The sequence below is a fragment of the Lactobacillus apis genome (assembly GCF_002837055.1).
Taxonomy (GTDB): domain Bacteria; phylum Bacillota; class Bacilli; order Lactobacillales; family Lactobacillaceae; genus Lactobacillus; species Lactobacillus apis.
This window is the reverse complement of the sequence record NZ_PDKP01000008.1, coordinates 18,352-41,911: the sequence shown is the minus strand read 5'-3', so window position 1 is coordinate 41,911 and position 23,560 is coordinate 18,352. Positions and strand designations below refer to the sequence as shown.

27 protein-coding genes and 3 pseudogenes are annotated in these 23,560 nt (G+C 36.0%); 7 read left to right on the top strand and 23 right to left on the bottom strand.

Annotated elements, in window-relative coordinates; genetic code table 11:
- Positions 1 to 680, bottom strand: a 680-nt coding sequence (gene rsmG, locus CRG87_RS06035; protein WP_101138700.1) for a 16S rRNA (guanine(527)-N(7))-methyltransferase RsmG, incomplete at its 3' end; no start/stop codon positions are given.
- A gap of 158 nt (positions 681 to 838) precedes the next feature.
- Here rsmG and CRG87_RS06030 point away from each other — a divergent pair.
- Together CRG87_RS06030 and CRG87_RS08250 are read left to right on the top strand one after the other, a co-directional pair.
- Entirely contained in the window at positions 839 to 1,375 is a 537-nt protein-coding gene (locus CRG87_RS06030) for a CvpA family protein (RefSeq protein ID WP_074426022.1), read from the top strand.
- A gap of 163 nt (positions 1,376 to 1,538) precedes the next feature.
- A complete protein-coding gene (locus tag CRG87_RS08250) occupies positions 1,539 to 2,627 on the top strand; it encodes a C39 family peptidase (protein ID WP_074426023.1) in 1,089 nt (362 codons plus the stop codon).
- Positions 2,628 to 2,730: 103 nt separating this feature from the next.
- Here CRG87_RS08250 and CRG87_RS06020 read toward each other — a convergent pair whose 3' ends face one another.
- The 11 genes from CRG87_RS06020 to yaaA form a co-directional block, all read right to left on the bottom strand.
- Entirely contained in the window at positions 2,731 to 3,660 is a 930-nt protein-coding gene (locus CRG87_RS06020; RefSeq protein ID WP_074426024.1) for an FAD:protein FMN transferase, read from the bottom strand.
- 7 nt (positions 3,661 to 3,667) lie between these two features.
- Complete coding sequence (locus tag CRG87_RS06015; protein ID WP_074426025.1) at positions 3,668 to 4,459, bottom strand: tyrosine-protein phosphatase; 792 nt, start codon at positions 4,457 to 4,459, stop codon at positions 3,668 to 3,670.
- An 84-nt stretch (positions 4,460 to 4,543) separates the two neighbouring features.
- A complete protein-coding gene (locus CRG87_RS06010) occupies positions 4,544 to 5,092 on the bottom strand; it encodes an NADPH-dependent FMN reductase (protein ID WP_074426026.1) in 549 nt (182 codons plus the stop codon).
- A gap of 11 nt (positions 5,093 to 5,103) precedes the next feature.
- Complete coding sequence (locus tag CRG87_RS06005) at positions 5,104 to 5,643, bottom strand: NADPH-dependent FMN reductase (RefSeq protein WP_074426027.1); 540 nt, start codon at positions 5,641 to 5,643, stop codon at positions 5,104 to 5,106.
- A gap of 143 nt (positions 5,644 to 5,786) precedes the next feature.
- A complete protein-coding gene (locus CRG87_RS06000) occupies positions 5,787 to 6,425 on the bottom strand; it encodes a TetR/AcrR family transcriptional regulator (protein WP_074426028.1) in 639 nt (212 codons plus the stop codon).
- Positions 6,426 to 6,493: 68 nt separating this feature from the next.
- Positions 6,494 to 6,712 carry a hypothetical protein gene (locus CRG87_RS05995; RefSeq protein ID WP_074426029.1) on the bottom strand — a complete coding sequence of 73 codons (219 nt, stop codon included), beginning with the start codon at positions 6,710 to 6,712 and terminating at the stop codon, positions 6,494 to 6,496.
- A 446-nt stretch (positions 6,713 to 7,158) separates the two neighbouring features.
- The gene (locus CRG87_RS05990; RefSeq protein WP_074426030.1) at positions 7,159 to 7,833 is read right to left on the bottom strand and encodes an ABC transporter ATP-binding protein; all 675 of its coding nucleotides are present in this window, start codon (positions 7,831 to 7,833) and stop codon (positions 7,159 to 7,161) included.
- Position 7,834: 1 nt separating this feature from the next.
- Positions 7,835 to 8,896 carry an FtsX-like permease family protein gene (locus CRG87_RS05985; protein WP_074426031.1) on the bottom strand — a complete coding sequence of 354 codons (1,062 nt, stop codon included), beginning with the start codon at positions 8,894 to 8,896 and terminating at the stop codon, positions 7,835 to 7,837.
- A 5-nt stretch (positions 8,897 to 8,901) separates the two neighbouring features.
- A complete protein-coding gene (locus CRG87_RS05980; protein ID WP_074426032.1) occupies positions 8,902 to 9,417 on the bottom strand; it encodes a TetR/AcrR family transcriptional regulator in 516 nt (171 codons plus the stop codon).
- Between the two features lie 157 nt (positions 9,418 to 9,574).
- Entirely contained in the window at positions 9,575 to 10,180 is a 606-nt protein-coding gene (locus tag CRG87_RS05975) for a histidine phosphatase family protein (protein ID WP_074426033.1), read from the bottom strand.
- 29 nt (positions 10,181 to 10,209) lie between these two features.
- A complete protein-coding gene (yaaA, locus tag CRG87_RS05970; protein ID WP_074426034.1) occupies positions 10,210 to 10,977 on the bottom strand; it encodes a peroxide stress protein YaaA in 768 nt (255 codons plus the stop codon).
- Positions 10,978 to 11,039: 62 nt separating this feature from the next.
- On the opposite strand from yaaA, the gene CRG87_RS05965 reads away from it, so the two are divergent.
- A complete protein-coding gene (locus CRG87_RS05965; RefSeq protein WP_074426035.1) occupies positions 11,040 to 11,696 on the top strand; it encodes a hypothetical protein in 657 nt (218 codons plus the stop codon).
- A 266-nt stretch (positions 11,697 to 11,962) separates the two neighbouring features.
- Here CRG87_RS05965 and CRG87_RS08195 read toward each other — a convergent pair whose 3' ends face one another.
- Positions 11,963 to 12,085 (bottom strand): hypothetical protein, encoded by a 123-nt coding sequence (locus CRG87_RS08195; protein ID WP_265734327.1) that lies wholly within the window; start codon positions 12,083 to 12,085, stop codon positions 11,963 to 11,965.
- A gap of 177 nt (positions 12,086 to 12,262) precedes the next feature.
- On the opposite strand from CRG87_RS08195, the gene CRG87_RS05955 reads away from it, so the two are divergent.
- Positions 12,263 to 12,709, top strand: coding sequence for a hypothetical protein (locus CRG87_RS05955; protein WP_074426037.1), 447 nt, complete (start codon positions 12,263 to 12,265; stop codon positions 12,707 to 12,709).
- 63 nt (positions 12,710 to 12,772) lie between these two features.
- On the opposite strand, the gene CRG87_RS05950 is transcribed toward CRG87_RS05955, so the two are convergent.
- From CRG87_RS05950 to helD, 10 genes and pseudogenes are all read right to left on the bottom strand, one after another.
- Complete coding sequence (locus CRG87_RS05950; RefSeq protein ID WP_074426038.1) at positions 12,773 to 13,537, bottom strand: ChbG/HpnK family deacetylase; 765 nt, start codon at positions 13,535 to 13,537, stop codon at positions 12,773 to 12,775.
- A 9-nt stretch (positions 13,538 to 13,546) separates the two neighbouring features.
- A complete protein-coding gene (locus tag CRG87_RS05945; RefSeq protein ID WP_074426039.1) occupies positions 13,547 to 14,959 on the bottom strand; it encodes a PTS transporter subunit EIIC in 1,413 nt (470 codons plus the stop codon).
- The gene (locus CRG87_RS05940; RefSeq protein ID WP_074426040.1) at positions 14,952 to 15,803 is read right to left on the bottom strand and encodes a PRD domain-containing protein; all 852 of its coding nucleotides are present in this window, start codon (positions 15,801 to 15,803) and stop codon (positions 14,952 to 14,954) included. Before CRG87_RS05940 ends, CRG87_RS05945 begins: the two co-directional genes overlap by 8 nt.
- Before the next feature lie 13 nt (positions 15,804 to 15,816).
- Entirely contained in the window at positions 15,817 to 16,314 is a 498-nt protein-coding gene (locus CRG87_RS05935; protein WP_074426041.1) for a PTS sugar transporter subunit IIA, read from the bottom strand.
- A 241-nt stretch (positions 16,315 to 16,555) separates the two neighbouring features.
- Positions 16,556 to 16,827, bottom strand: a pseudogene (locus CRG87_RS05930) (elongation factor P); the annotation flags it as partial.
- Between the two features lie 4 nt (positions 16,828 to 16,831).
- Positions 16,832 to 16,882 (bottom strand): annotated as a pseudogene (locus tag CRG87_RS08290) (hypothetical protein); the annotation flags it as partial.
- A 49-nt stretch (positions 16,883 to 16,931) separates the two neighbouring features.
- A pseudogene (locus tag CRG87_RS05925) lies at positions 16,932 to 17,286 on the bottom strand (elongation factor P); the annotation flags it as partial.
- A 146-nt stretch (positions 17,287 to 17,432) separates the two neighbouring features.
- Positions 17,433 to 18,347 carry a type I pantothenate kinase gene (gene coaA, locus CRG87_RS05920; RefSeq protein WP_074426043.1) on the bottom strand — a complete coding sequence of 305 codons (915 nt, stop codon included), beginning with the start codon at positions 18,345 to 18,347 and terminating at the stop codon, positions 17,433 to 17,435.
- A gap of 105 nt (positions 18,348 to 18,452) precedes the next feature.
- Positions 18,453 to 18,902 carry a GNAT family N-acetyltransferase gene (locus CRG87_RS05915; protein WP_074426044.1) on the bottom strand — a complete coding sequence of 150 codons (450 nt, stop codon included), beginning with the start codon at positions 18,900 to 18,902 and terminating at the stop codon, positions 18,453 to 18,455.
- Positions 18,903 to 18,913: 11 nt separating this feature from the next.
- Positions 18,914 to 21,208, bottom strand: coding sequence for an RNA polymerase recycling motor HelD (helD, locus tag CRG87_RS05910; RefSeq protein ID WP_074426045.1), 2,295 nt, complete (start codon positions 21,206 to 21,208; stop codon positions 18,914 to 18,916).
- A gap of 205 nt (positions 21,209 to 21,413) precedes the next feature.
- Between helD and CRG87_RS05905 the strand changes: the two genes are divergently transcribed.
- From CRG87_RS05905 to CRG87_RS05895, 3 genes are all read left to right on the top strand, one after another.
- A complete protein-coding gene (locus CRG87_RS05905) occupies positions 21,414 to 22,049 on the top strand; it encodes a matrixin family metalloprotease (protein WP_074426046.1) in 636 nt (211 codons plus the stop codon).
- 28 nt (positions 22,050 to 22,077) lie between these two features.
- Positions 22,078 to 22,725 carry a histidine phosphatase family protein gene (locus tag CRG87_RS05900; RefSeq protein ID WP_074426047.1) on the top strand — a complete coding sequence of 216 codons (648 nt, stop codon included), beginning with the start codon at positions 22,078 to 22,080 and terminating at the stop codon, positions 22,723 to 22,725.
- A 216-nt stretch (positions 22,726 to 22,941) separates the two neighbouring features.
- Positions 22,942 to 23,532: a matrixin family metalloprotease gene (locus CRG87_RS05895; RefSeq protein WP_074426048.1), complete on the top strand. Its 591-nt coding sequence runs from the start codon at positions 22,942 to 22,944 to the stop codon at positions 23,530 to 23,532.
- The last annotated feature ends 28 nt before the right edge of the window (positions 23,533 to 23,560 follow it).

Here is a 23,560-nt window from a genome sequence, read left to right as displayed (position 1 = left end):
TATTTCTTGGGTGTCATTTTGACTTTTTGAACAAGAATCAGCGTTCTTTCTTCGTCACTATAAGGTAATTGCAGCCCTTCAGCCTCACTTACCTTGCCACCAAGAGTTGTGATGGCCTTTTGACTATCTTTTAACTCATCATCAGCTTTAGGTCCCTTAAGTGCAATGAAGTTGCCATCTTTTTTAACTAGCGGTAAGCAATATTCACTCAATACCGCCATATTGGCAACTGCACGAGCAGTTACAAGATCAAACTGTTCACGGTATTGCTTGTTTTGACCGACATCTTCGGCGCGACCATGAACAAGTGTTATATCCTTTAGATCTAACTTATCAACAAGTTCCTGCAAAAAAGTTAATCGCTTACCTAGAGAATCGACAATAGTGACTTTGATTTCTGGTTTTATAATTTTGAGCGGAATTGATGGGAAGCCCGCACCAGCACCAACATCGCATAATTCACTGCCTGATTTAAAAAGTTCATCAAACATGAATAATGGCGTAACACTGTCAAAAAAGTGCTTAAGATAAACATCATTTTCTTCAGTAATTCGCGTGAGGTTAACATGCTGATTAGCTTCAATCAAACTAGTAAAGTATTGGTTAAATTGGTTGATTTGCTTTTCATTTAATTTAAAATTACGCTTTGATAATTCTTGGACAAATTGTTCAGGATTCATTTTTCACCCGTGAAACCTTGTTTCACACCCTATAAATTTAACGCTAAAAGCGGCTTATTGTAAAGCCATTATATCTTATTAATTATGAAATATTTTTTGACTGCCGTCAAAGTCTAAATCAGCAAAAATACGCTATAATATCGTCAAAGGAGATCTATATGATTGTTACTTTAATTGTTTTAGTCTATTTGGCCCTAAAAATATATAAGGGATACCAAACCGGTTTTACCAAATTAATTATTAATTTAATTTTCGCAGCAGTTGTTTTTATCGCTGCAATCTTATTTCAAAATCCTGTTGGCAATTGGCTCTATAGCCAAATTACTGGTCAAAACATTCAAACCAGTTTAGCTCCCAGTACCAATTTAATGATTTTTCGGTTCTTAGCCTTTTTCATTATTTTATTTGTTGGTAAATGGTTAATCAAAATTGTTAAAGGCTGGTTTCCAAGCAAAAAGCCTCACTCAACCAGTTTTGGTACGCTTTTAGATGGTGTTTTAGGCGCAACCGCTCAATTTTTTGCTAGCTACTTTTTCGTCTATATAATTTTGTCGATGCTCAATGCTTTGCAAAATCCATGGTTTATTCAGCAAACACTTAATTCACCATTTTTACGTTTTATAATTTATAGTACACCAGGCCTATCTAATGGTATGTTCAACTATATTTTTAGTATTAGTCGGACAGCTGCATAAAAAAGTTAGACAAATGAGAAGGCAACTACGATTGCCTTTTTTATTACTTTTTTTTTAGATTAACTTTTTCCATTTAAAAATATGACAAATTAATTGGTGGTTGTAGTAAACTAGTTTTGGTAAGATAATTTAACAATAATATATGAAATTTTGGAGGAAAAAAGTGGATAAAAAATCAGTGCTTAAAAAAATAAAGACACTTTCTGCTGCAATCTTGCTTGCTGCTCCGATTGCAAGCTCAAGTATCGTTTCAGTTGTTAGCGCTGCTGATGAGGCTCAATCACCTCAAAGCAGTCAAACAACTCAAACACAGCAACCTAGTCAAACTGAACAATCAGGTAAAACTGAACAAACAGATCAAACTGGGAAAGCTGATCAAACAAAGACGCCGTCTTCATCTAATCAGACAAAAGCGCCTTCGACCACAAATAAGGAGCAAACAACAACTGCTTCAAATAAAAAGGTTAAGACCTTTAAAGTAGCCATTATTAAGAAGAACTACGGCATTTATCAGGGCAATTTTGAGAACAAAAAATCTAGCTCAAAATACTTCCACAAGACTTTTAATGTCAGCAAAACGTTTACCCACAACGGTAAAAAATACTACTGGATTAACCAAAAAGGCAAACCAGCAATTGGCTATATTAACAAAAACGCTGTAGCAACACCTAACCAAGCTAAAATTGTTAAGGCTCCATATGTCAGCCAATATGTTCCAGTTAAAACACCTTGGGGCTGTGCAGGTGCTTCAATGTCGATGCTACTTGGCTCACAAGGCCAAAAGATTACTGCAAGTTTCTTAAAGAAAGTACAAGACAACTTACCAATGCAACCAACTAAGGGTGGTCAAAAAGGTGATGTATACACTGGTGTCGGTTTTGGCTATGTCATCAGTCCTGGTGCTTTAGCTAAATATGCTCGTACCTTTAAGACCGGTAAAAATGTTATTAACATTTCTAGCAAGAAATTAACCTTAGACGACATTAGAATGTACGTTCAAGGTGGAAAGCCTGTTCTTTACTACGGCTTCTCTTCATACCAAAAACCTGGTGACAATGTACGTAACCACTGCAAAGTTATTGTTGGCTATGAAAAAGGTAAATTCCTGGTTTATGACCCTCTATACTACTCAAAGCATGATGGTGCTGGTACTGGTGGCAAGAACATGAACTACGATCATGGTGCAATTGCTTGGCTTCCAAAAGCAACAATTCAACACGAATTCTGCCATAAAGCTATCACTATTAAATAAATTCAATTATTTTAAAAAACGAAGCTGGATAAATTTTTGCTTCGTTTTTTGTTACTTAATGAAAAAACTGCTTTTACCATACTGTAAAAGCAGTTTTAAATCTCTATTGATCAAAATTATCATATTCAACGTGTTCATCATTATATACAAAAACGGCGCCAATTCGATCAGGATCGTCATGCCAGCCCTCAATTGGATGTCCCGCAAAGAAAAGCCGTTTGCATTCGATTTCAGCTTCAACTGAATCCTTAGTAAAAGTAGTTATACCAGCCAAATCAGTTTCTACTGGATAGCCAGTTCTTGGATCAATCAAATGATGATACTTATGACCATCTACAACTAGATAGCGCTCATAAGTACCACTGGTTACAGCTGAGCACTCTGGAACCGTTACTGTTGAAATGTTATTACCACGTGGCTTTTTAGGGTCTTGAACACCAACCGTCCACTGACCACTCGCACGCTTAGGCGAATCATTAACAAGCAAAATGTTACCACCAAGATTGATGATGCCAGCTCTGACGCCGTAAGCATGCCAAAAGTCACGAATTCGATCAGCAATCCAGCCCTTAGCAATGCCACCTAAGTCGAGTTCCATCCCTGGTTTCTTCAAGTAGACTGTTTGATTTTCATCATCTAATTCAACACTAAATGGATCAATTAATTTCATTTTTTCTTGTATTTGTTCACCAGTTGGAACATGTGCATCCTTAAAGCCGATTGCCCACAGCTTAACTAACGGACCAATCAATGCATTAAAGCCAAAGTTTTCGCGGCTTTGTTCAACAGCTAACTTAACCAAACCATAGACAGCACTTGAAACCTGAACTGGTCGCTGACCCGCAGCATGATTAATATCCATTACTTCTGAGTTTTCACGATTTACAGTCAATAAATCTTCGTAGTGATCAATCAAATCAAACGTTTCATTAATCAAAGTATCATCAGTTGTACCAAAAATTTGTAAAGTAATTGAGGTTCCTAAGGCATGATGCTGACCTGTTGCCTGCTCTAAAGTTAAATTTTCAATCATTATGCTTTTATTTCTCCAAGTATTTTTCTCTAATTAGTTCTTGCATTTGGTCATCAATCTCAAGTTCATTAGTAATGTATGAATCAAGACCACCAAAATTTTCATTTATAGTGATTAAGCTGGTGTCAAAATAAGAATTAGCAACCGAGCCTAAAACACGCATATTAGCGCGGAAATTATCATTTTCTCCTGCCTGTTTAAAGTGCTGGTCACGAACTGCACGATAATCATTCAACATGTAGTTTGAATAAAGATAGTCCTGTCGAATTACCTCCATATCTACGCCTAAAATGTATAAAATAATAATCGTTACCAGACCCGTACGGTCCTTACCTTCAGAACAATGATAAAGAATTGCCCCGTCATCATTTTCTGCTATCAATTTAATAATATGATGAAAGCTTCGTTGAGCTGACTTATTAAGGATATGGTGATGATAGCGGCGACACATCAACTTAAAACCTGCATATTGGTCTTTACGATATTCAGCAAATTCTTTACTCATATCAAGTCCGTGCCCACCAGTATTATCTTCAGCAGAAAGTGGACAAGCATAGTGCTCTACATTGTCCAGCTCTTTATCCGGCTTTTGTTTACATTCAGCTGGTGAACGTAAATCAATAATTGTATGTAAGCCGTAATCTAGCAAAAACCGCTCATCAGTTGGCGTTATTTCACTCATATTACCAGTCCTCAGTAAACGGTGGGGGCGAATTTTTCGGCCATCAAATCCTACATATCCTCCGATATCACGAGGGTTACGAACAGATTTCATTGGCAACACAATTGGGGCAGTCATCAACAATTTCCTTCCTGACAAAAATAACCGGATAGTTAATCCTATCCGGTTATTTTACTCTCTGCTAAACAATCTAGCAAAAGATTATTTGTTTGCTTGTTCAATAAACTTGAAGAAGTTATCCATCATACCATCTAATTGCTTGATTGTTGCTTCGTCAGTTAATTCACCAGTTTCTTTGTCAAACTTGCTTGGAGCTTGACCAATCAAAACTTCGTTACCTGGCAAAACGTTAGCACTCATATCTGGTGAAAGTAAAATTTCACGCATATCTTCTTGTGCACGACCAGTACCTTGAGTACCGTATGAAGCACCAGCAACAGCAACTGGCTTCATCTTCATTACGTTAGGACCAGCGTGTGAACCTAACCATTCAAGACTACTCTTTAATGCAGCAGGAATAGTGTGGTCGTATTCTGGTGTAGTGATGATGATACCATCAGCATTCTTAACGTCTTCGATCCAAGGCTTAATAGTGTCATCAGCCATTTCTGTTCTACAGAATGGTGTTAACTTATCAATTTCTTTTACTTCAATATCTGCTTTGTCACCGTAACGCTTAGCAATAAACTTTGCTAAAAAACGATTGTATGAGAAATCAGCGTTTGTACCAACAATTGCTAAAATTTTCATTCTTGGTCCTCCTACTTAGTAACTTGTGCGTACCAACTATCAACTTCATCGAAGAAGTGACCTAAGAATTCAACAGAAGACTTATCAGTTAAGTCACCATTTTCATCAAATTGTTGAGGTGCAACACCCATCATAAACTCATCGCCATTAAAGATCTTGGCACCAAAACCAGGTGCAGTCATCAAACTCTTCAAACGACTTTGTGAACGTGAAGCACCTTGAGGCATTGGAGAAGTTGAAACAATAGCAACTGGCTTACCCTTAAATGGGTGTGTTGCACTTGATAACCATTCAAGTGCGCTACTTAAAGCACTAGTTACAGAGTGTTGTTGCTCTGGTGAACCGATCAAGACTAAATCAGCATCTTCAATTTCTTTAGTCAAAGTTTGAATAGCTTCAGAAGTGTCTTCACCTTCTTTAAACATTGGCAAACCTTTAACAGTTGCTAATTTAAAGTCATATTTGTCAGCAAATTCCTTAGAGATAAACTTAAGTAATGCTTCATTAAACGAATTATTGGCATTTGAACCAGATAATGCAAGGATTTTCATAAAAACCACCTTTCAAGAAAAATAATTTCTTAAATAATTATAACATCATCTGTATTTTTTGGATAAAAAACATAATCATAAGCCTATAGAAGTTTAATCTTTTCATTCTATAACCCTTGTTATATATGGATTTTATTAAAAAATTATTTTTTGTGATTTTTTTCTTTTTTCGCTCTAGCTTCCTTAACATCTTCAGTATCGAACAGAGAAACCGTGCTAGTCTCACTTAGCCAATCGTTAATAACCGCATCATTAAGCTGGGCAGACAGCACGTTTACAATTTGCGTCTGCGAAAAACTTGCAATACCGTTAACTATTAACGATGCCATACCAATTGTCGTAATCCAATTAGCAATTACAATATTTTTAATTTTTTCATTTGTATGATCTGTGTCGCTATACTGTTCTTTAAACTTAGCAACTCCGAGTTCAATCAGAGTATCAGAAATAACCTTGCTTCCAAATTTTCCGTCAACAAACATTGCGCGAAAAAGATTTTCATGTTGCTCAGCAAATTCAATATATGCCAAATCCATGTCTACCATAGGTTCACTAGTGTACTGTTTCTGCAAAATATTACTTCTAAGGTTGTCCGCAATTTGACGCAAAACTTCGTTGCGTAATTCATCCATGCTCTCAAATTCAAGATACAATGGTTGCGTTGAAAAATGACCTGCTTTAGCAATATTGCGAGCAGTTAAGCTCTCAACTCCATCCTTTGCAACCATTTTATAAGCAATATTTAAAATTTTCTTTTTCCCGATTTCTTTTTTTCTTGCCATTCAATTTCCCTTGATTAATCTTAGTATCTCTATGTTAGAGCTCAGTGTAGGAGTCTACTAGGAAGACCTTATAGTTCGTTATCTAAAAATTCATTATAATAAGTTGAAACCATATCATTTACTTCACTTTTGCTTAGCCCCTGAGATGCACAGAAAGAAAAGAATGCGGCAGATAGAATGTAGCCTCTTTCACGATCTTCCGTCAAATTATCAGAAAATCTCAAATTGATACTTTGATTTTCGTAGTTTGTTGTTATTTCAATTGCTTTATCTTCTGGATTTTCCATTTTCTACCTCAATTATAATTACTTGGCTATTTGTTTGATGTTAAATGTTTTGTCAACGTCCTCTAGCATAGGACTTAAAACCCAAAGACTATATATCAAAAACATCCACTTTAAACATTTTTTGCTATTTTTCAAACAGAACATTTAAGTTTTTGAAAATAGTAATTACTTAATAGTGATTCTGTTCTCTAACCACTATCGATTCAGTAATTTATACTATGCTATAAAATAACAAATAGCTATCTACTGTTAAGAATAGTAAATTTGAAACTATTTTGTCAAGAACAATATACTTTTTTATACCCAAAAGCATCAAATCTCAATTGCAAATTTGATGCGTGCTATTGCCTATCATAGATAGCTTGGTATCCAACGTGAGAAGAAGAAAATTGCCAAATAAATAGCAACCTAAAATTTCGGTTTTATATTATATACCATTTTCGAGACTATTGCTTTTTTATCATTTCCCCATCCATCATTTCGTAAATATGATCAGCATATTTTTCCAATCTCGGGTCATGGGTCACTAAAATGACCGCCTTTTGGTAATTTTGGGCAAGCTTTTTGAACAATTGACCTACTTCATCTACATTTTTACTATCAAGTGATGCTGTTGGCTCATCTGCCAGTAAAATTTTGGGGTTAGCATAAAGTGCCCGAGCAATCGCGGCACGTTGCTGCTGGCCTCCAGACAGCTCACTCGGATATTTATTTACTAGTCCGGTAATTCCCAACTGCTCTAATAACTTGTCCATTGTTGCTTGGTTAAGATTTCCCTGCTTCTTCACATGATCAACAAGTTCAAACTGCTCTTTAACTGTTAAAAAAGGAATCAAGTTGTATGCCTGCAAAACAAAACCAATCTGATTCAAACGCAATGCATTACTTTGCTTAGCAGAAATATTAGCAATATCTTCACCGTTAATGTAAACCTGTCCAGAAGTTGGTTTTTGTAAAGAACCTGCGATCGTTAAAAAGGTGCTTTTACCTGCTCCAGACGGTCCCATGATTAGGACGACTTCGCCTTCATTGGCTTTGAAATCTATTTGCTTGAGTGCCTGAACTTCTGCCGCACCTGTTCCGTATACTTTTTGAACATTTTTTAATTCAATAACTGCCATTTTATTCACCTATCGCCTTAGCCGGATCTACCTTTAAAATTGATCTAACTGGAATTAAGCTACCGATAATTCCTGTTAATAGCATGCCGCATGTTCCACTTAAAATAATTTGTGGTGTAAAGCTCATTGGAACCGCAGCAGGCAGAACTTTTGCTGTTAACCACATTGCAGCTAAACCAATAATTACCCCAACTACAACCAAAATAACCGATTGGCTAACTGTTGCTGCTACTAAAGTTCTACTTGGAATCCCCTGAGCCCTCATTACAGCAAAATTATGCATCTTTTGCATTGTCAGAATGTACAAAAAGACTGCAATAATAATTAACGAAATAACGAACAGAAAGCCAATCATTAATTGGAAAGTCATGTTTTGAGCTGTGTAACCCGGCAGCTTTTTAATGAACTGAGCAATCGGGTAAGTCTTACTGTTAGCGTGATTATAATTGTAATTTGCATTCCGAGAAATTATTGCAGATGCTTTTATATTAGGCATCCCTTGACGTAATTTGCGCCAACTTGCTAACGAACCATAAATAATTGGTGCAATATTTATTTTGGCATTTTTGACAAAACCAACAATACGATACTTGTTTGCGGAGCCGTTTAATTCAAGCTTGTCACCTAGCTTATAGCCTTTTGTCTGAAAGGCTTGATCGACCACAACTTCGCGATCTTTTTTGGCTTTTCTACCAGCAATTAATTCTTGATCATCGTAAATAAACTGATCTTTCTTTACCCCAATAAACTGGGCCGAAACCTGTGGGCGGTTACTGTTTTTAGCAACTACCAGTGTTTGACCAAGTAGGGCTTCATTTTTGGTTAACTTGGTTTTGCTCAAATCATCTTTAGTTAAAAGTGATTGACTCATGCTCACATTAGCATTTTTATTTAATACGACTTGCTTGGCATCCCAAGACTCAATTGCCTGCGTATTTTCACTCGCTAAACCAACTGCTAGTGACGATAAGATAAAGATTAAGTAGCTGATTAGGAAAATCATTAAAATGATCAATCCATAACGCAACTTTTCCCGTTTAATTTCTTTAATCGCTAAAAACATTAATCTTACTCCTTTTTAAGTAGCGTCAAGCCCACCTTAAGCTTAGACAAAACAAGCTCCTTTTGCGTTGGTTCAGCCAGTATTTCCCTAATAGCAGCATGACTGAGAACCATAGCGCTCCAATTTTGCGGACTTAATTTAACTAACACGTCCTGAGGAAATGGTTTACTAACTGTGCTTTCGTTATACAACATTTGCATTTTAACTAATTTGGCATATTTACTACTTTGCGTTTGATCAATGAAATCAACCACATTCTGATAAAAAATTTCAGGCTGATAGTCTGCTGGCGCCTTAACAAAAGAATGAATCTCTTTCATTGCGAGCTGATACAGATATTCGTATGCATCAGACAAATCTTCAAAGTACTTGTAAAAAGCTCCACGCGCAATTTCAGCTTCTTTAACAATCCTGGCCACCTGTGCCTCAGCCAACGGATGGTTGCTAAATTCGTTGAGTAAAGCTTGGGTAATCTTCTCTTTTTTGTCCTGTGGTAAATTTACGAAAGTTGGTTTTACCATTTCCTCATCTCCTTTTTTCAAAAAGTGACGTTGTGTCACTTTTTGAAAAATATTAACTCTTATAATTTTTTCCGTCAATCAAAAAGCTCCCGCAATTTTTAGCCAGCCTAAAAATTGGGCAATAAAAAAGAGCTCTTTTTCGAACTCCTTTACCTATTTATTTAAGCTCTAACAAACGATTGTAATAGTTTATCCTAGCCACATGATCACGGTATGAGATTTTAGCTAATGCGCAGTTATCAATTGTTTCAAATGCATTGATGTCTCCGACTGTAAAATAGTGGGCAAACATCATTCTAATTAACGTGCCATGACAAACAACCAAAATCTTTTTATCGAGATATTTTTCCTGTAATTCATCAAGGAAGCTGCCGCAACGTTGATTAAGTTCCGCAAAAGTCTCGCCGTGTGGCGCGTATTTAACGTAATTGGCTGCCGCTTTTCCCCATGGATCAATCGCATCCGGATACTTTTTGCCTAATTCTGTTAAGTATTTTCCATCCCACTCACCAAAATTGAACTCTACTAAGCGCTCATCAGTAATTATTTCTTTTTGTCCTTTGGTAAAAATTTGTGCTGTCGTCAACGCCCTTTTCATCGGACTACAAAATACAAGGTCAAATTGATTAGGATCAAAATTTGCTGCAGCTTCTTCTGCATATGTACGCCCTTCTTGGTCAAGGTCATGATCAAAGCGCGACCCTTGAATTTTCCTAGTCTTATTTAAATCTGTTTGACCGTGCCGTACAAAAACAATTTCCATGCTAATCTCCATTTACTAACTTATCGGTATTAATGTCGCTTGAAGTCAAAGTCTGTTCGAAAAACATACCTACTAGATGTGCTTTCTTCAGCAACAAACTGGAAGCCAAAATCATCAAATTGCTGCAATTCTTCTGGCTGCTTAAGTTGGTTTTCTGAAATAAAACGAACCATTTCACCTCGTGCCATTTTAGCATGAACGCCAACTGTCTTCCATTGACCATTTTTTTGTTCCTGAAAATCAATCGTAATCATTTGTCGTTTATCAGATAAGTATGGCGCAATATTCTTTGAATATTCCTTTGAAGCCAAATTAATTACGACATCATTTTTATCAAAGAGATTATTGGCCAAAGTTTCGCCCCAATATTTATAAAGGTTGGGTTCTCTAAAGCCCAAAACTTTGTTTTTCATCTCTAGGCGGTATGGCCACACGCCATCAAATGGTCGCAAAACACCATAAAGACCAGATAAAATGCGCACATTTTCCTGCAAATATGCCAAAGCTTTAGCCGTAAACAGGTCTGGCGCCATATACTGATATTGAATGCCTGAATAAGAAATAATTGCTGGCGTTAAGCCATCTACTTCAGTTATGTCCAAGGCAGCAAGCTGCTTTTGTCCCTCTTCAGTAGTGCGATCACTTCCACCCCAAATTGACTTTAATTGCGTAAAGCTGCACTTTTTCAAAAAGTCGTATAGTTCTTTTGCTTGAATTAAAAACTGTGGTTGTGATTTCGCCGCAAAGGCATTAGTATCAACTTTCATTTTCATTGCTGGTGAGATAATAATTTTCATCTTTCGTATTTACCGCCTTTTAGGTTAAACTTAATAGTATGAGTATTAAGGAGAGAGATTTAATGAATCCTGATTTTGCTATTATCTTAAATTTTAAACTAAAAAGCACCAAAGATGTAGATGCTGATTTTTTAGTAAAAACTGCACGCAATATTGGTGCTAGAGCTGTTGCAACCGATCAATTACAAGCTGACTTCGAAAAGGCTTGCGCTAAATATACAATTGCCCTAGTTGATGCACAAACTGGAGTTGATTTAACTCCTGTCAATGTAATTGATGAAATTGTTAATCACCGTAAAGAAGGAAACAGCATATTTATCAATGTTGAAGTGGATTCTGCTAATTCACTTAGTGAGAGCACGACAGAAATGTTCACCGCGACCAACAATTGGATGCACATTTTTGGCCATGCTTTAAACGAAAGCGAACCATGCGCATGCACCAGCGACAACGGTTTTGTCTTGCAAAACCGTCACATGCAATATCAAAAATATGTTTTTGTTAAAAAACCACTAGCACAAGAAGTAGTGGTAGACGGTATTGCAGTTGAACCTAACCGAATCGAAATGATCGAAAAGCGAACTGAACCAAAATTTAGCTATGAAGATGGCAAACTAACTATTGATTTAGCAGATATTCCTGAAAGTGATTTTGACTGGCAAATTATTCGTGTACAGGAGCACAGGCCAGAAGACGATATTAAAGAAACTAAGTTTTAAAGTTCAACAAAAAATAGCACTTAATATAAGTTAAGTGCTATTTTATTTTTGATTTAGATACTCCAGTATTGGTTTGAGATCCTTTTCTTTTTTCTGTTTTGGAATATCAGGGTTTTTCAGGATTTCAAATGCCGGTTGAACTACCGCATATATCTCCCTGTTCTCTAAACTATCAATAGTCAAATAACTAATTTTAAAGTAGGCCTCCAAACTAGTTGTATCATTTTCATCTAAAGACTTTTGTATGAGGAATATAAACACCTTTTTCAAGTTACGAGTTCTTTTCTTTTTTCACGTTTCTTATCATAGACAGGTAAAAATAGCGCTACGCAAACAGCAGCAATCTCTGCTATAGCTGTTACCCACTCAGATAATGGTCCTATTTCCATGATATCACCTCTGTTCAATTATACTATCTCATCAAAAAGTTCAACTATTTTTATCACTACCAATGGCCAAGTACTATTATTCATGCTGTATTTTCATGGTGAATTTACACCACAAAATTAACTATATGCAACATGAATAATTTACAATAAACTAAAACACATCAAGGAGAGTTATAAATGAAATCTAACAAACCGTTTTATCAAAAGTGGTGGCTTTGGCTAGTTGCCTTCTTTGCCCTTACCTTTTTCGCTAATGATTCAACTTCAAGCGAGCATCAGAGCAATCAAACTAATGAAGCTCGCTCTGTAGAAGTTACCCACAAAAAAGATGCACCACAAGCCAAAGCAAAAGTACAGGAACTTGTAGTTAAACATAATAATCAAAAACCCACAAAGCAAGTACTGACCGTCAATAAAAATATTGCTCAGAAAACGCAGTTTAACCAAGTAAAATACTACCGTCAAGGAAAAAGTCGCGTTGTTTATATTGCACCTAGGTCTGGTAGTAGATATCATTATGATCCTAACTGCCGCGGTCTCAGGCCTGCAAGAGGAAATATCTCTAAAATATCTAAGAAAAATGCGATTAGCCGCGGCTACACTTTATGTAAATGGGAAGATTAACAAATAAAAAAGCAGAGTTTTTACAAACTCTGCTTTTTCTATTCCTTTGATACAATATCATCTTTAACTTAATTCAGTATATCTAGCTAAATGTAGTCCTTTATCCTCAATTTCCTGTGCTACCTTTGGATCACATAAAAAGTCCACTTCTTGTGTACGCGGAATAGTTAGGCTGGATTGCTGAATAATGCTTTGATCTAAATATCCTGGGTGGCATACCATCATTGGCACATTATCTTCAGGACTAGCAAGAGCAAATTTGACGGTGTCAGCGAAAGTACGATATGGATCATAATTTGGCTTCATGCTATCCATAAAAGTTGTGATTGTTGTATTGTTTTTAAACTTAACTGGGTTTAGGTCTAAATCGAACGGCAATAATGGTAAATTATGCCTTTCAGCAACTACTTCAAGGCCTTTTAATAGGTTTGCACTATAAACAGCATGTGCTTCGAAATAATCTGGCTTTTTACCAACAATTTTTAAGAAATACTGATATTGCGCCTCAATTTCAATAATAACTTCGTCTAAATTAACTACATCATACTCGGCAGTTCGATAAACCTTAGAAGGTTTGAATAAACCATTAGATGTCACCAAACTTGGTATTTTCTCTGGATCTGTCAAAGGCTTACCTGCACAAATCACTGTATGCATCCCAATATCAAGATCAAATGGTTTCAACAAGTCTAACCCATGAAGCGTGTCTTTCATGTTAACCATTACGCCAACATTATTGATTAATCCATTTTTGACGCTTTCATAAGTTCCATAATTAACACCCTTAGAATAGCCTAAATCGTCTGCACGAATAATTATGTTTTTCATATTCTCCTCCTATTTAGTTTTTGGCTCAACGCCAATGATATAAGTAGCAATTGCTGCAACTATTAAGGCAATTGCTGCACTTATAATCCCATTAATTAAGTTAGCAGTAGAGCCTCCTACGTAAGCTGTCAGTGACATAAAATTGGCCACTGGTACAATTACATAACCAGAAACATGCATTATGGCAGCATATATACCGCCTACGAATCCACCAATCATCATTCCAATAAATGGTCTACGGTATTTAATTGCTATTCCATATAAACCAGGCTCAGTAACACCACCTACAAAGTTGGCAATAAAGTAACCAAAAGCTAAAGATTTTTCTTTTTTATCTTTTAAGCGTAATGCAGCACCCAAACTCATACCAGCTACTGCAAAACTAGCAGCCAAAGAACCTAGAATAATAAAGTTATCGTGACCAGTTTGCGCCACAATCGTAATCATTGCACTTATCATAACTAAGTGCATCCCTGTTATAACTAGAAGTTCCCAAAGAGCACCTATTAGCCCGACACCAATAATAGCAGCAACACCGCCTAGTTGCCCGAAGGAAATGATTCCCTTAGAAACGTATTCGCCTACAAATCCTCCAAGTGGTCCAAGTACACATAGGGCAAGAGGTAGCATAATAGCAATTGTTAAAGTAGGTGCAAGAATAGTGCGCAATGCGGCAGTGATATGTTTATTGAAAAAGCGCTCGATATATGACATTATCCATACCGATAGTAAGATTGGCAAAACAGAACTAGCATAATTGGTTAAGTGCATTGGAATGCCATATACTGTGAATGGCTTTCCTGCAGCAACTATTTTTACCAAACCTGGGTCAAGCATAATCGCCCCAAGAAAGATTCCTAGAATTGGGGATGTGTTAAATTGTTTGGCAGCAGTATAGCCGATTGCAATTGGGAAGAAGTAAAAACCAGCATCACCAACAAAACTAAACAGCTGATATAAGTCACTATGTACAGAAATGACGTTAAGCATAGTTGGTCCAAGCACTGCTACTAGCATTTTGAACATTGATGCCGCAATCAGCATTGGAATGAGTGGTGTTAAACTTCCAGCAATTTTGTTTAAAATCGTATTACCTACAGACTTCCATGTTAGTTTTTTGGGTTCGCTTTTTACGTTATCAATATTTTCATTTATTGGCGCAGCTTCTGTTAAGTTGCCCACTGCAGTAACTGCATCATAAACTTCATTAACCGTTTGACCAATGATAATTTGATATTGTCCACCAGATCTTGCAGTTCCCAACACGCCAGCAATATTTTTTATCTCGTCGTCTTTTGGTATGCTCATGTCCTTAAGATTGAATCGTAATCTTGTCATACAATGAGTTACACTAACAATATTCTCACTGCCACCAACAGCATCAACAATTTGCTGAGCCATTTCCTGATATTTTTTATTCATTTTCACTTTCCTCACTATTTAATTGTGTAATCATTCTTTGAACGTAAATCATTAAATAAAATTCTTCATCATCCGTAGTATTTGTACGTAATTTTTCATCAATCTGATTAATAATATCTACTGTACACTGGTACACTCTAGGATAGCTTTCTTTAAAACTTGTCCTGAGTAATTTACTTGAGCCATCATCAATTTGCTCATTACTCTCTAACCGCTTCAAATAGTATCTTAGATGCGTAATAAACCTGTTATAGATAAAGGAATTACGATTAATTTTTAGCTTAAATTGTTGCTCAATCTCTTTTACTATTAAGTCGGCAATTGAATTAAAACTATCTTCACTTATTTGCAGTTTTGTAACTACTTGAGAATTAATAAAGTGCATAGCTATCGCAATTACTTCTTCTGAAGATAATTTTACATTCAACTTCTGTTCAATTAGTTTCAGAGCTATTTCGCCAACCTGACATTCTTTAGGATAAAACGAACGAATATCATACGAAAATGGATAATCAATTCGTATCCCTTTTTTTGAACGTTCAATCGCAAAATTAATATGGTCTGCTAAACTAAACAGAATATTTTGATTTAAATCTTGACTCAAAATAGTTTGTGCCTGCTGAATGATATCAGCACTCACTTCTAAAACATTTTCCGGAATTTCTTTAATCAGTTTAAAATTACGACTGTCAATTCGATAAAAAGTCAGTTTGATTTTACTTAAGTCAGTTAGTTCATATGGTGTTTTAGGGTAGCCAATTCCTTTACCAAAAGCCACCAATTCGTCATGATTTTGATCTAAACAAACTGCTACGTTATTATTTATTCGCTTAATGACTTGCATTCAGATACTCCCATTAAACTTGCTTTTCGACTATTGTGTCCAAATTAGTCACCTTATCGCCATAGTTCTCAATCAATTTCCAGTCTTGATGTTCCGGTATCAGCTTGGTAAAAATGACCATCGTAGTCAAATCGACTTCTCTATTCTTAAGAAAGTCACGATCAAGTTTAACTATTTCTTGTCCCTGTTCTATTTCTTCATTTTGTTCAACGGCAGCTGTAAAACCTTGTCCATTTAAATTAACTGTATCTATACCAATGTGAACAAGTATTTCGTCTCCATCTTTGGTAACTATCCCAACTGCATGATGGCTTTCAGGTAATGAAACAACTTTTCCAGCTACTGGTGCAAAAACTACATTTGCTGTTGCAGATAAGCTTATTGCAAAACCGTCTCCCATCATTTTCTGTGAAAATACTGGATCTTTTACATCACTTAAATTTGTCAGTATTCCCGAAATAGGTGCAGTAACAGTAAATTTTGTGCTTTTCTTTTTAAAAAAATTAAACATAATTATCCCCCCTTAGCACACAAAAAAACTCTTTGTGGCACAAGATTAGCAAGTGTTCAAAAAACACTTTGACTAATGGTAATGCCTCAAAGAGTAACAATCCATTTCTTATTTATATGTATCATTATACACAATTATATTTTCTATGCAAGCGCTTTTTAGATTGAAATATAAGCTACCTAGCAGCATTTTAACAAAAAGCATAAAACGCAGTCATTTTCGACTGCGTTTTTAAGTGCAACTATTTATTACCTTCGGCTCTTGATTTATATACGCCTTCAGCTGTATTAATAATTAATTCTTCGCCCTCTTTAATAAAATCAGGCACTTGAACTACCAAGCCAGTTTCCATCGTTGCAGGCTTACCTGTACCGGTAACTGTAGCGCCCTTAATACCAGGCTCAGTATGAGCAACTTTCATTGTAACAGTTGCTGGTAATTCAACGCCAAGGAGCTTGCTATCATTAGCAAATTCCAATTGAACTTCAATATTCGGCATCAAATAAAACTTATCATCACCAAGTTGTTCACCAGAAACTTCGTATTGTTCATAAGTTTCGGAGTCCATGAAAGTATAAACATCACCTTCGTTATAAAGGAANCGCCAAGGAGCTTGCTATCATTAGCAAATTCCAATTGAACTTCAATATTCGGCATCAAATAAAACTTATCATCACCAAGTTGTTCACCAGAAACTTCGTATTGTTCATAAGTTTCGGAGTCCATGAAAGTATAAACATCACCTTCGTTATAAAGGAATTGTGCTTTCTTTTTAGTAATGTCGATTAATTCAACCTTTTCAGTTGGACGCATCGTCTTATGAACAACTGCCCCACTTTCAATGTTGCGTAAGTCCATTTGCATAACAGTATTGCCCTTACCTGGTTTATGATGGTTTGCCTTAAGCACCCGAATCATTTTACCGTCTTGACTAAATACCATACCCTTTTTTAAGTTAATTGCCTGTACCATTGTTTTTTCTCCTTCTTATTTTAATCGTGTTTAAATTCCAGAAAAAACTTTACGCTGGAGGCAATGCAAATTTTTTAATTAATAATAAATAAATCGTATTCATACCGTTTAGTATAGCAAAATTGACCCAAACTAGGTACTAAAAGTTAAAACTGCCGCAGATAGATTTCATCAATTTTATGACCGGTTGTTTTATGCAAAATTAAACTGGCCCGCTGTTTAGTTGGCTCAATATATTCACGCAAATTAACTAGGTTGACCATCTGCCAAGTGTCTTGTGCTAATTGAATTGCATCTGCACGAGGACCGTTAGCCATCTCATAGTAAAAATTAGTTGGATCATTTTTATTCATTTCAAGCACGCGTTCAAAACGTTGCATGAACCATTTTTCAATTAGTTCTTCATCAGCATCGATGTAAATTGAGAAATCAAAAAAGTCACTGGTAACAATTTGCCCATTAGTTGGTAACTGTAAGGTATTAATTCCTTCAATAATTAAGATATCTGGCTGCTTTACATGTCCATACTTACCTGGAACAATATCGCTTAATTCTTGTGAATAAAGCGGATAGGCAATATTTTCTTTGCAGCTAAGGACATCCTTTAGAAAGTCACTCAATAAGTTCATATTGTAACTTTCAGGAAAACCCTTCCGATCAAAAAGGCCACGCCGTTTCAATTCCTCATTCGGATAAATAAAGCCATCTGTTGTCATTAAATGAACATTTAAGTTAGGAAATGTTCGGCTAAGTAAAACTTGTAGAAGACGAGCAGTTGTTGATTTACCAACTGCAACCGAACCGGAAATACCAATGATAAAAGGTGCAGCAAGCACATGCTGCTTTAAAAATTCACTCTGCTTTTGCTGTAAAGTACGTTTTTCTTGGTACACCAAATAAAGATAGTTAATTAGGCTGCCATAAATTTCTTGAACATCCGTTAAATTGATGACATCCCCTAATGATTTAATTTTTGCAAGTTCATCCTTCGTTATTCTAACAGCATCATTAGAAGAAAAAGATGCCCATTCATCTCGATTAAAACGCAAATAATTTTTCATCTTTAGTCTTTCCCTTACCTTATGTTCAAATCATTACTGATATCAAATTAAATTATCTCATTGCAAAAGAAAAACTCACGTTAAAAACGCAAGTTTTACTTCTTTTTATAAGTTATAGTACATCATAATGTGGTCAATACCCGCTTCAGTAAAAACTTCACCCTTAGTTTGATAACCTAATTGATCATAAAAAGGTTTAGCTTGCATTTGAGCATGGCAAATTAATTGCTTAACACCAAGGTCGCGCAGATATTGGTGCACCTGTTGCATCATTTTTGTACCAAGATGTTGCCCACGTGTTTGAGCAGCAACTGCTACACGGCCAAGAACCCACTGATCATTTTCTTTAAAAATACGGCAAACAGCAAGTGCTCTATTTTGCTCTTTGTTTAGTAAAAAAACTTGAATTGCAGTAAAATCTTGATCATCAAGTTCAGGCTCAGTGATTTTCTGTTCTGTAACAAAAGTGTCAATACGCAATCTTGCAACACAATACATCTCTTGACCCGACATATCAGCAATTTTTTTAAACTTAAATGTTTCCTGTTTCTCCATCTTAGCCTCACCTATTTTTCTTCGTAAGTGTCTTGATTAACATCAAGAAGTGGACTTTTGGTGCCTGTATAAATCATATCAAGCTTATACATTGCACGCGAAGTGATAGTGTAAACCAGTTGCGTTTCATCAAGGCGGTGATAGCTTTTCTTTGAGGCATCCCACATAATGACAGAATCAAATTCCAAGCCTTTAGCTAAATATGACGGAATAATCAACGTTCCATCAACTAGTCGCTGATTAGCGGTTGCAATCAAAGTGGCTTTTACACCATTTTTCTTCAATTCTTCTGCAACAAACTTAGCACTTTCAAGATCTTTAGTAATTACCGCTGTTGTCAACTTGTTTTGCTCATTTTCCAGTAATACTTGTTGCAAAACTTTTAACGCCTCAGCATCGTCATCTCGTCCCCAAACGACAGGCTTTGGTCCCTGTCTGTTAAAGGACTCAATTTTTTCACCCTGACGTAAAATCTGCTTGGTAAACTCTGTTAATTGCTTGGTTGAACGGTACGATTTAGTTAACTGAACAACATCCGTTTTCTTAGGATCGAACAAGCCACTAATTTGTTTAAGTAAGCTTCGACTCTCATCCTTAGTAAAAATAGCCTGGTTTAAATCTCCCAGCATTGTGAATTTGGCGCGTGGAAAATTATATTTAAGGTAGCAAAGTTGAAATGGTGTGTAGTCTTGAATTTCATCAATAAAGGCATAACGCATTTCATAATCAACGTGCCGCCCAGTAATCATGTCATATAAATAAAGATAGGCAGAGACATCATTCATATGAATATAGTGGTTCTTAAAGCTAGCTTTGACTTCTTCAACATGGTCATTCCACTGATCCTCGGTAATATTCCATTTAGAAAGATCAGTCATTTTCGGAACGCGACGCAAGAAACTAAGGTATTGCGCACGCATATTAATAAAGTTATTACGCTTAATTTGTTGGAAAACTTTATCCAGTGCCTTAACCACAATCTTGCGGCTTAAGAATTTTTCTTCTTTTTCTTCAGATTCAAATTCTTGATCAGGCCGGTCATATAGCTCGTTAAGTTGTTCTTGACTCAGGCTCTGAATTTCATCAGCTACCCAAGACTTTTTAGCTTCAGAATTAATCTTGCGGTTAAGCAATTTAATTAACTCTTCACGCGTTGCATCAATTCGGTTGCTTAAATTGTAGTTCGAATTGTAGGAATAATAAATTTCATTGATTTTTGCTTTTTCAAAAAATGGACGCTTTTTGTCACGGAAATAAATGTTCTTAAAGATTACGCCACGTTGATTAAGGTGTTTTGCATAGCGAGTCAGCAAGTCAAAGAAACTAGTTGAATCTTTAAATTGACTGATTGCTGAATCGGCAGAATCATCCTCAAACTGATCAAACAGGTTTTCGACATTCATGCCAGGCAAACGACGTGCAACAAATTGCCAGTATGTCATTTGCACCATATTCTGTTCACCCATCTCAGGCAAAACATTTTTAATGTAGTCATTAAATAGCTGGTTAGGGCTAAACATGATAACATCGCTACTTGTTAAATTACCACGGTACCGATAGAGCAAGTATGCTATTCTTTGTAAAATTGCAGAGGTCTTTCCCGACCCAGCAGCACCTTGAACAAACAATAAATCAGCGCTTGTATTACGAATAATCTTATTTTGCTCGCGCTGAATTGTCGTCACAATCGACTTCATTTGCGTACTGGACTTTTCACCCAAGACCTCAAGCAACATTTGATCACCAATCGATTCATTGGTATCAAACATATTGACAATCTTACCGTCTTCAATCATAAATTGTCGCTTCTTGGTCATCTCAACGGTAATTTCACCTTCAGGGGAAACGTAAGAAACGTCGCCAAGCTTGCCATCATAATAAATTGAAGAAATTGGGGCACGCCAGTCATAAATTAAAAAGTGATCATTTTTGTCAGCAAAAGAGCCTAAACCAATATAAATAGTTTCTGCAGGCTGACCATTCTCTTTAAAATCAACTCGTGCAAAATATGGTTTTTGCTCTAATTTCTGAATTGTCGATAATTGCCTGGCTGCATGTTGCCATGCATTCTCACGTTCATCAAGAAGTTGCTGCTGTTGATGAATTGACAAGGCCGTTTCCATTGAGGTGGAATAGCCATCATAATCTAGTTTTACATCATCAAAAAAGTGGGAATTAAGATCCTTAGCTTCTCCTTCTGCTGACTTAATTGAAGAGGATAATTCTGCCTTCTTGGCTCTTATCATTTTCAAGATATGATCAAGATGCTCTTGCTCAAACTTTTTTTCATCTACTCTATTTAACATAACGTCACCTGTTTTTTCAGAAATTACTTTTTATATTTTTCGAAATTATAATGTTCATATATACTTTATTTGCAGTTTTTTTATTTTTATATTTTCAATCAAAATCCGTGAAATTTTAAGGATTTATGTCTATAATACAGTTAAAGAATAGTTTGAAAGCAGTACATTTTCCTTTAAATAACAACAGTATTGGAGCTGATAAATTATGAGTACCTTTCATCATTTTCTAAATAAACTATTTTATGCATTAGTTGCCACAGTAGCACTCAGTGGGTGCTTTGATATACTTAACTCTGGAAATATTCCACTTAGCAACATACAGAATCAAATCGTCTATGCAAAAAAAGCAAAACGTGTAGCAAAAAAGACAAAAAAGGAAACAGCTTCTGAAGAATGGAAATGGCCTCAGCCTAGTGCCACTGTATATATCGACTTAAAGGGAGACCAGAATCTTATCGTAGCTACCAATCATGCAATCAAAGTTTGGAACGAAACTGGGGCTTTTACGTTCAGTAAAACTAAAAATAAGAGCCAAGCTGATATTATCGTTAAAAGTGCCTATAACCCAGACGTTAATTACGCCGGCTACACAACTTTCCATTTTTACGTAAAATCAGGCCAACTATTTTCTGCAGATACCACCTTAAATACCTATTACCTTGACAATTTCTCAAGCTACAATTACAGTTATGAACGAGTTGTTAACACTGTGGAACACGAACTAGGTCACGCAATTGGGCTTAAGCACAATAATGGTCAATCAGTTATGTATCCAACTGGCTCCATCTATTCTATTCAAGAAACAGATATTGAAACTGTAAAAAAACTTTACAATAAATAAGTATATTAAAAAAATATAAGTAGGTAAAATGAAAAGAATCTATATTGTTCGTCATGGGCAAACATACATTAATCGCTATAATAAAATGCAGGGTTGGTGCGATACACCACTAACTGATAAAGGTATTGCTGATGCCAATGAAGCTGGTGAAGCTCTTAAAGGTGTTGCATTCGACATTGCTTTGTCTAGCGACTTGAAACGTGCTAGTGATACTTGTGATATTATCATGGCACACAATACTAATAATGATGTACTGCAGCATATAGCTTCCCCATTTTTCCGCGAACAATTTTATGGTTACTTTGAAGGCATGGATTCTGATGCAGCATGGCAAATGATTGGTGGCCCGCACGGTTACAGGAATCATTATGATTTGTTTCAAAAAGAACCACTCGATAAGGTTAAAGACTGGATTAAAGAGGCCGACCCCTTTCATGATGCTGAAAATGCAGAAGAATACTGGAAACGACTCAATCAAGGCTTCAATCTGATTGATCAGCTTGATGGGGCAGAGAATATCCTACTTGTGACTCACGGTTTCACTATTCGTAGTATTGCCGCAAAATATGGAGATTTTGATATTAGCAACGGTCCCCGTAACGCTTCAATCTCAATTATGAATATAACTGATAAAAACAAAAAAGTAATTTCATACAATAAAATGAAATTGTTCTAGCTACATTTTCTTCACTTAATCAAAACCTCAATTATCAACATAACTGAGGTTTTTTATTGCTCACAAGTGTTCTATATTTTCTCATAGTCATGCAAAAATATCTAGGCAAATTGCAGTTGTTCACTAAATAATATAGATTTATAATCAAAACTTTTTAATTGTTTACTGCTATAATTATCATGAATATTATTATATTAGCTAGCAAAGGTAATTAAGATGAAAAAAAGCCTTTATTTTTTTAAAAAAACAGTCTGTGCGTTATCTGTTTCAGCTGTTCTCATTGGATCATTCTTTTTAAGCAATAATCCTAGTTCGCCAGTTTCTTTTAGACAAGTTACCTATGCCAAAGAAACACAACACCGTCGGTGGAAAAAAGCAAAGGCTTTGGTTTACCTTGATTTAGGGAAAAATGACGATTTAATTGCCGTAACTAATGATGCAATTAAAGAATGGAACGAGACAGGTGCATTTACGTTCACAAAAACTAAGAATAGGAAAAAGGCTCAAATCACTGTTGTACCTTGGTACAATTCAGAAACCCGCTATGCAGGTTACACTCATTGGCGCTATTACGTCAAAAACCACCGTCTCGTTGCTTCAACTATCCAGTTAAACACATATTACTTGTGTGATTTTGCAGATGATGCTGAGCGCTACCAGCAAGTACTTCAAGCTATCGAGCATGAACTAGGACATGCAATGGGGCTTGATCATAATACAAAAGTGCCGTCCGTCATGGACACTGAAGGAAGGTACCCTATTCAGCCAGTCGATGTTAAAAACGTTAAGAAACTCTACCATAAATAAAGCTTGCTCCATAGATAAAAGACCACTC

Excerpts from the sequence above, each read along its gene's own strand:
- coaA (WP_074426043.1), bottom strand. The coding sequence starts at position 18,347 with ATGAAAAATTATTTGCGTTTTAATCGAGATGAATGGGCATCTTTTTCT.
- CRG87_RS05965 (WP_074426035.1), top strand. The coding sequence starts at position 11,040 with ATGAATCCTGATTTTGCTATTATCTTAAATTTTAAACTAAAAAGCACC.
- CRG87_RS06005 (WP_074426027.1), bottom strand. The coding sequence starts at position 5,643 with ATGAAAATCCTTGCATTATCTGGTTCAAATGCCAATAATTCGTTTAAT.
- CRG87_RS05940 (WP_074426040.1), bottom strand. The coding sequence starts at position 15,803 with ATGCAAGTCATTAAGCGAATAAATAATAACGTAGCAGTTTGTTTAGAT.
- CRG87_RS05950 (WP_074426038.1), bottom strand. The coding sequence starts at position 13,537 with ATGAAAAACATAATTATTCGTGCAGACGATTTAGGCTATTCTAAGGGT.
- CRG87_RS06010 (WP_074426026.1), bottom strand. The coding sequence starts at position 5,092 with ATGAAAATTTTAGCAATTGTTGGTACAAACGCTGATTTCTCATACAAT.
- CRG87_RS05935 (WP_074426041.1), bottom strand. The coding sequence starts at position 16,314 with ATGTTTAATTTTTTTAAAAAGAAAAGCACAAAATTTACTGTTACTGCA.
- CRG87_RS05915 (WP_074426044.1), bottom strand. The coding sequence starts at position 18,902 with ATGGAGAAACAGGAAACATTTAAGTTTAAAAAAATTGCTGATATGTCG.
- CRG87_RS05945 (WP_074426039.1), bottom strand. The coding sequence starts at position 14,959 with ATGAATAAAAAATATCAGGAAATGGCTCAGCAAATTGTTGATGCTGTT.
- yaaA (WP_074426034.1), bottom strand. The coding sequence starts at position 10,977 with ATGAAAATTATTATCTCACCAGCAATGAAAATGAAAGTTGATACTAAT.
- CRG87_RS05985 (WP_074426031.1), bottom strand. The coding sequence starts at position 8,896 with ATGTTTTTAGCGATTAAAGAAATTAAACGGGAAAAGTTGCGTTATGGA.
- CRG87_RS05900 (WP_074426047.1), top strand. The coding sequence starts at position 22,078 with ATGAAAAGAATCTATATTGTTCGTCATGGGCAAACATACATTAATCGC.
- CRG87_RS05955 (WP_074426037.1), top strand. The coding sequence starts at position 12,263 with ATGAAATCTAACAAACCGTTTTATCAAAAGTGGTGGCTTTGGCTAGTT.
- CRG87_RS05905 (WP_074426046.1), top strand. The coding sequence starts at position 21,414 with ATGAGTACCTTTCATCATTTTCTAAATAAACTATTTTATGCATTAGTT.
- CRG87_RS08195 (WP_265734327.1), bottom strand. The coding sequence starts at position 12,085 with ATGGAAATAGGACCATTATCTGAGTGGGTAACAGCTATAGCAGAGATT.
- CRG87_RS06030 (WP_074426022.1), top strand. The coding sequence starts at position 839 with ATGATTGTTACTTTAATTGTTTTAGTCTATTTGGCCCTAAAAATATAT.
- CRG87_RS05895 (WP_074426048.1), top strand. The coding sequence starts at position 22,942 with ATGAAAAAAAGCCTTTATTTTTTTAAAAAAACAGTCTGTGCGTTATCT.
- CRG87_RS06000 (WP_074426028.1), bottom strand. The coding sequence starts at position 6,425 with ATGGCAAGAAAAAAAGAAATCGGGAAAAAGAAAATTTTAAATATTGCT.
- CRG87_RS06020 (WP_074426024.1), bottom strand. The coding sequence starts at position 3,660 with ATGATTGAAAATTTAACTTTAGAGCAGGCAACAGGTCAGCATCATGCC.
- CRG87_RS05980 (WP_074426032.1), bottom strand. The coding sequence starts at position 9,417 with ATGGTAAAACCAACTTTCGTAAATTTACCACAGGACAAAAAAGAGAAG.
- helD (WP_074426045.1), bottom strand. The coding sequence starts at position 21,208 with ATGTTAAATAGAGTAGATGAAAAAAAGTTTGAGCAAGAGCATCTTGAT.
- CRG87_RS05995 (WP_074426029.1), bottom strand. The coding sequence starts at position 6,712 with ATGGAAAATCCAGAAGATAAAGCAATTGAAATAACAACAAACTACGAA.
- CRG87_RS05990 (WP_074426030.1), bottom strand. The coding sequence starts at position 7,833 with ATGGCAGTTATTGAATTAAAAAATGTTCAAAAAGTATACGGAACAGGT.
- CRG87_RS05975 (WP_074426033.1), bottom strand. The coding sequence starts at position 10,180 with ATGGAAATTGTTTTTGTACGGCACGGTCAAACAGATTTAAATAAGACT.
- CRG87_RS06015 (WP_074426025.1), bottom strand. The coding sequence starts at position 4,459 with ATGACTGCCCCAATTGTGTTGCCAATGAAATCTGTTCGTAACCCTCGT.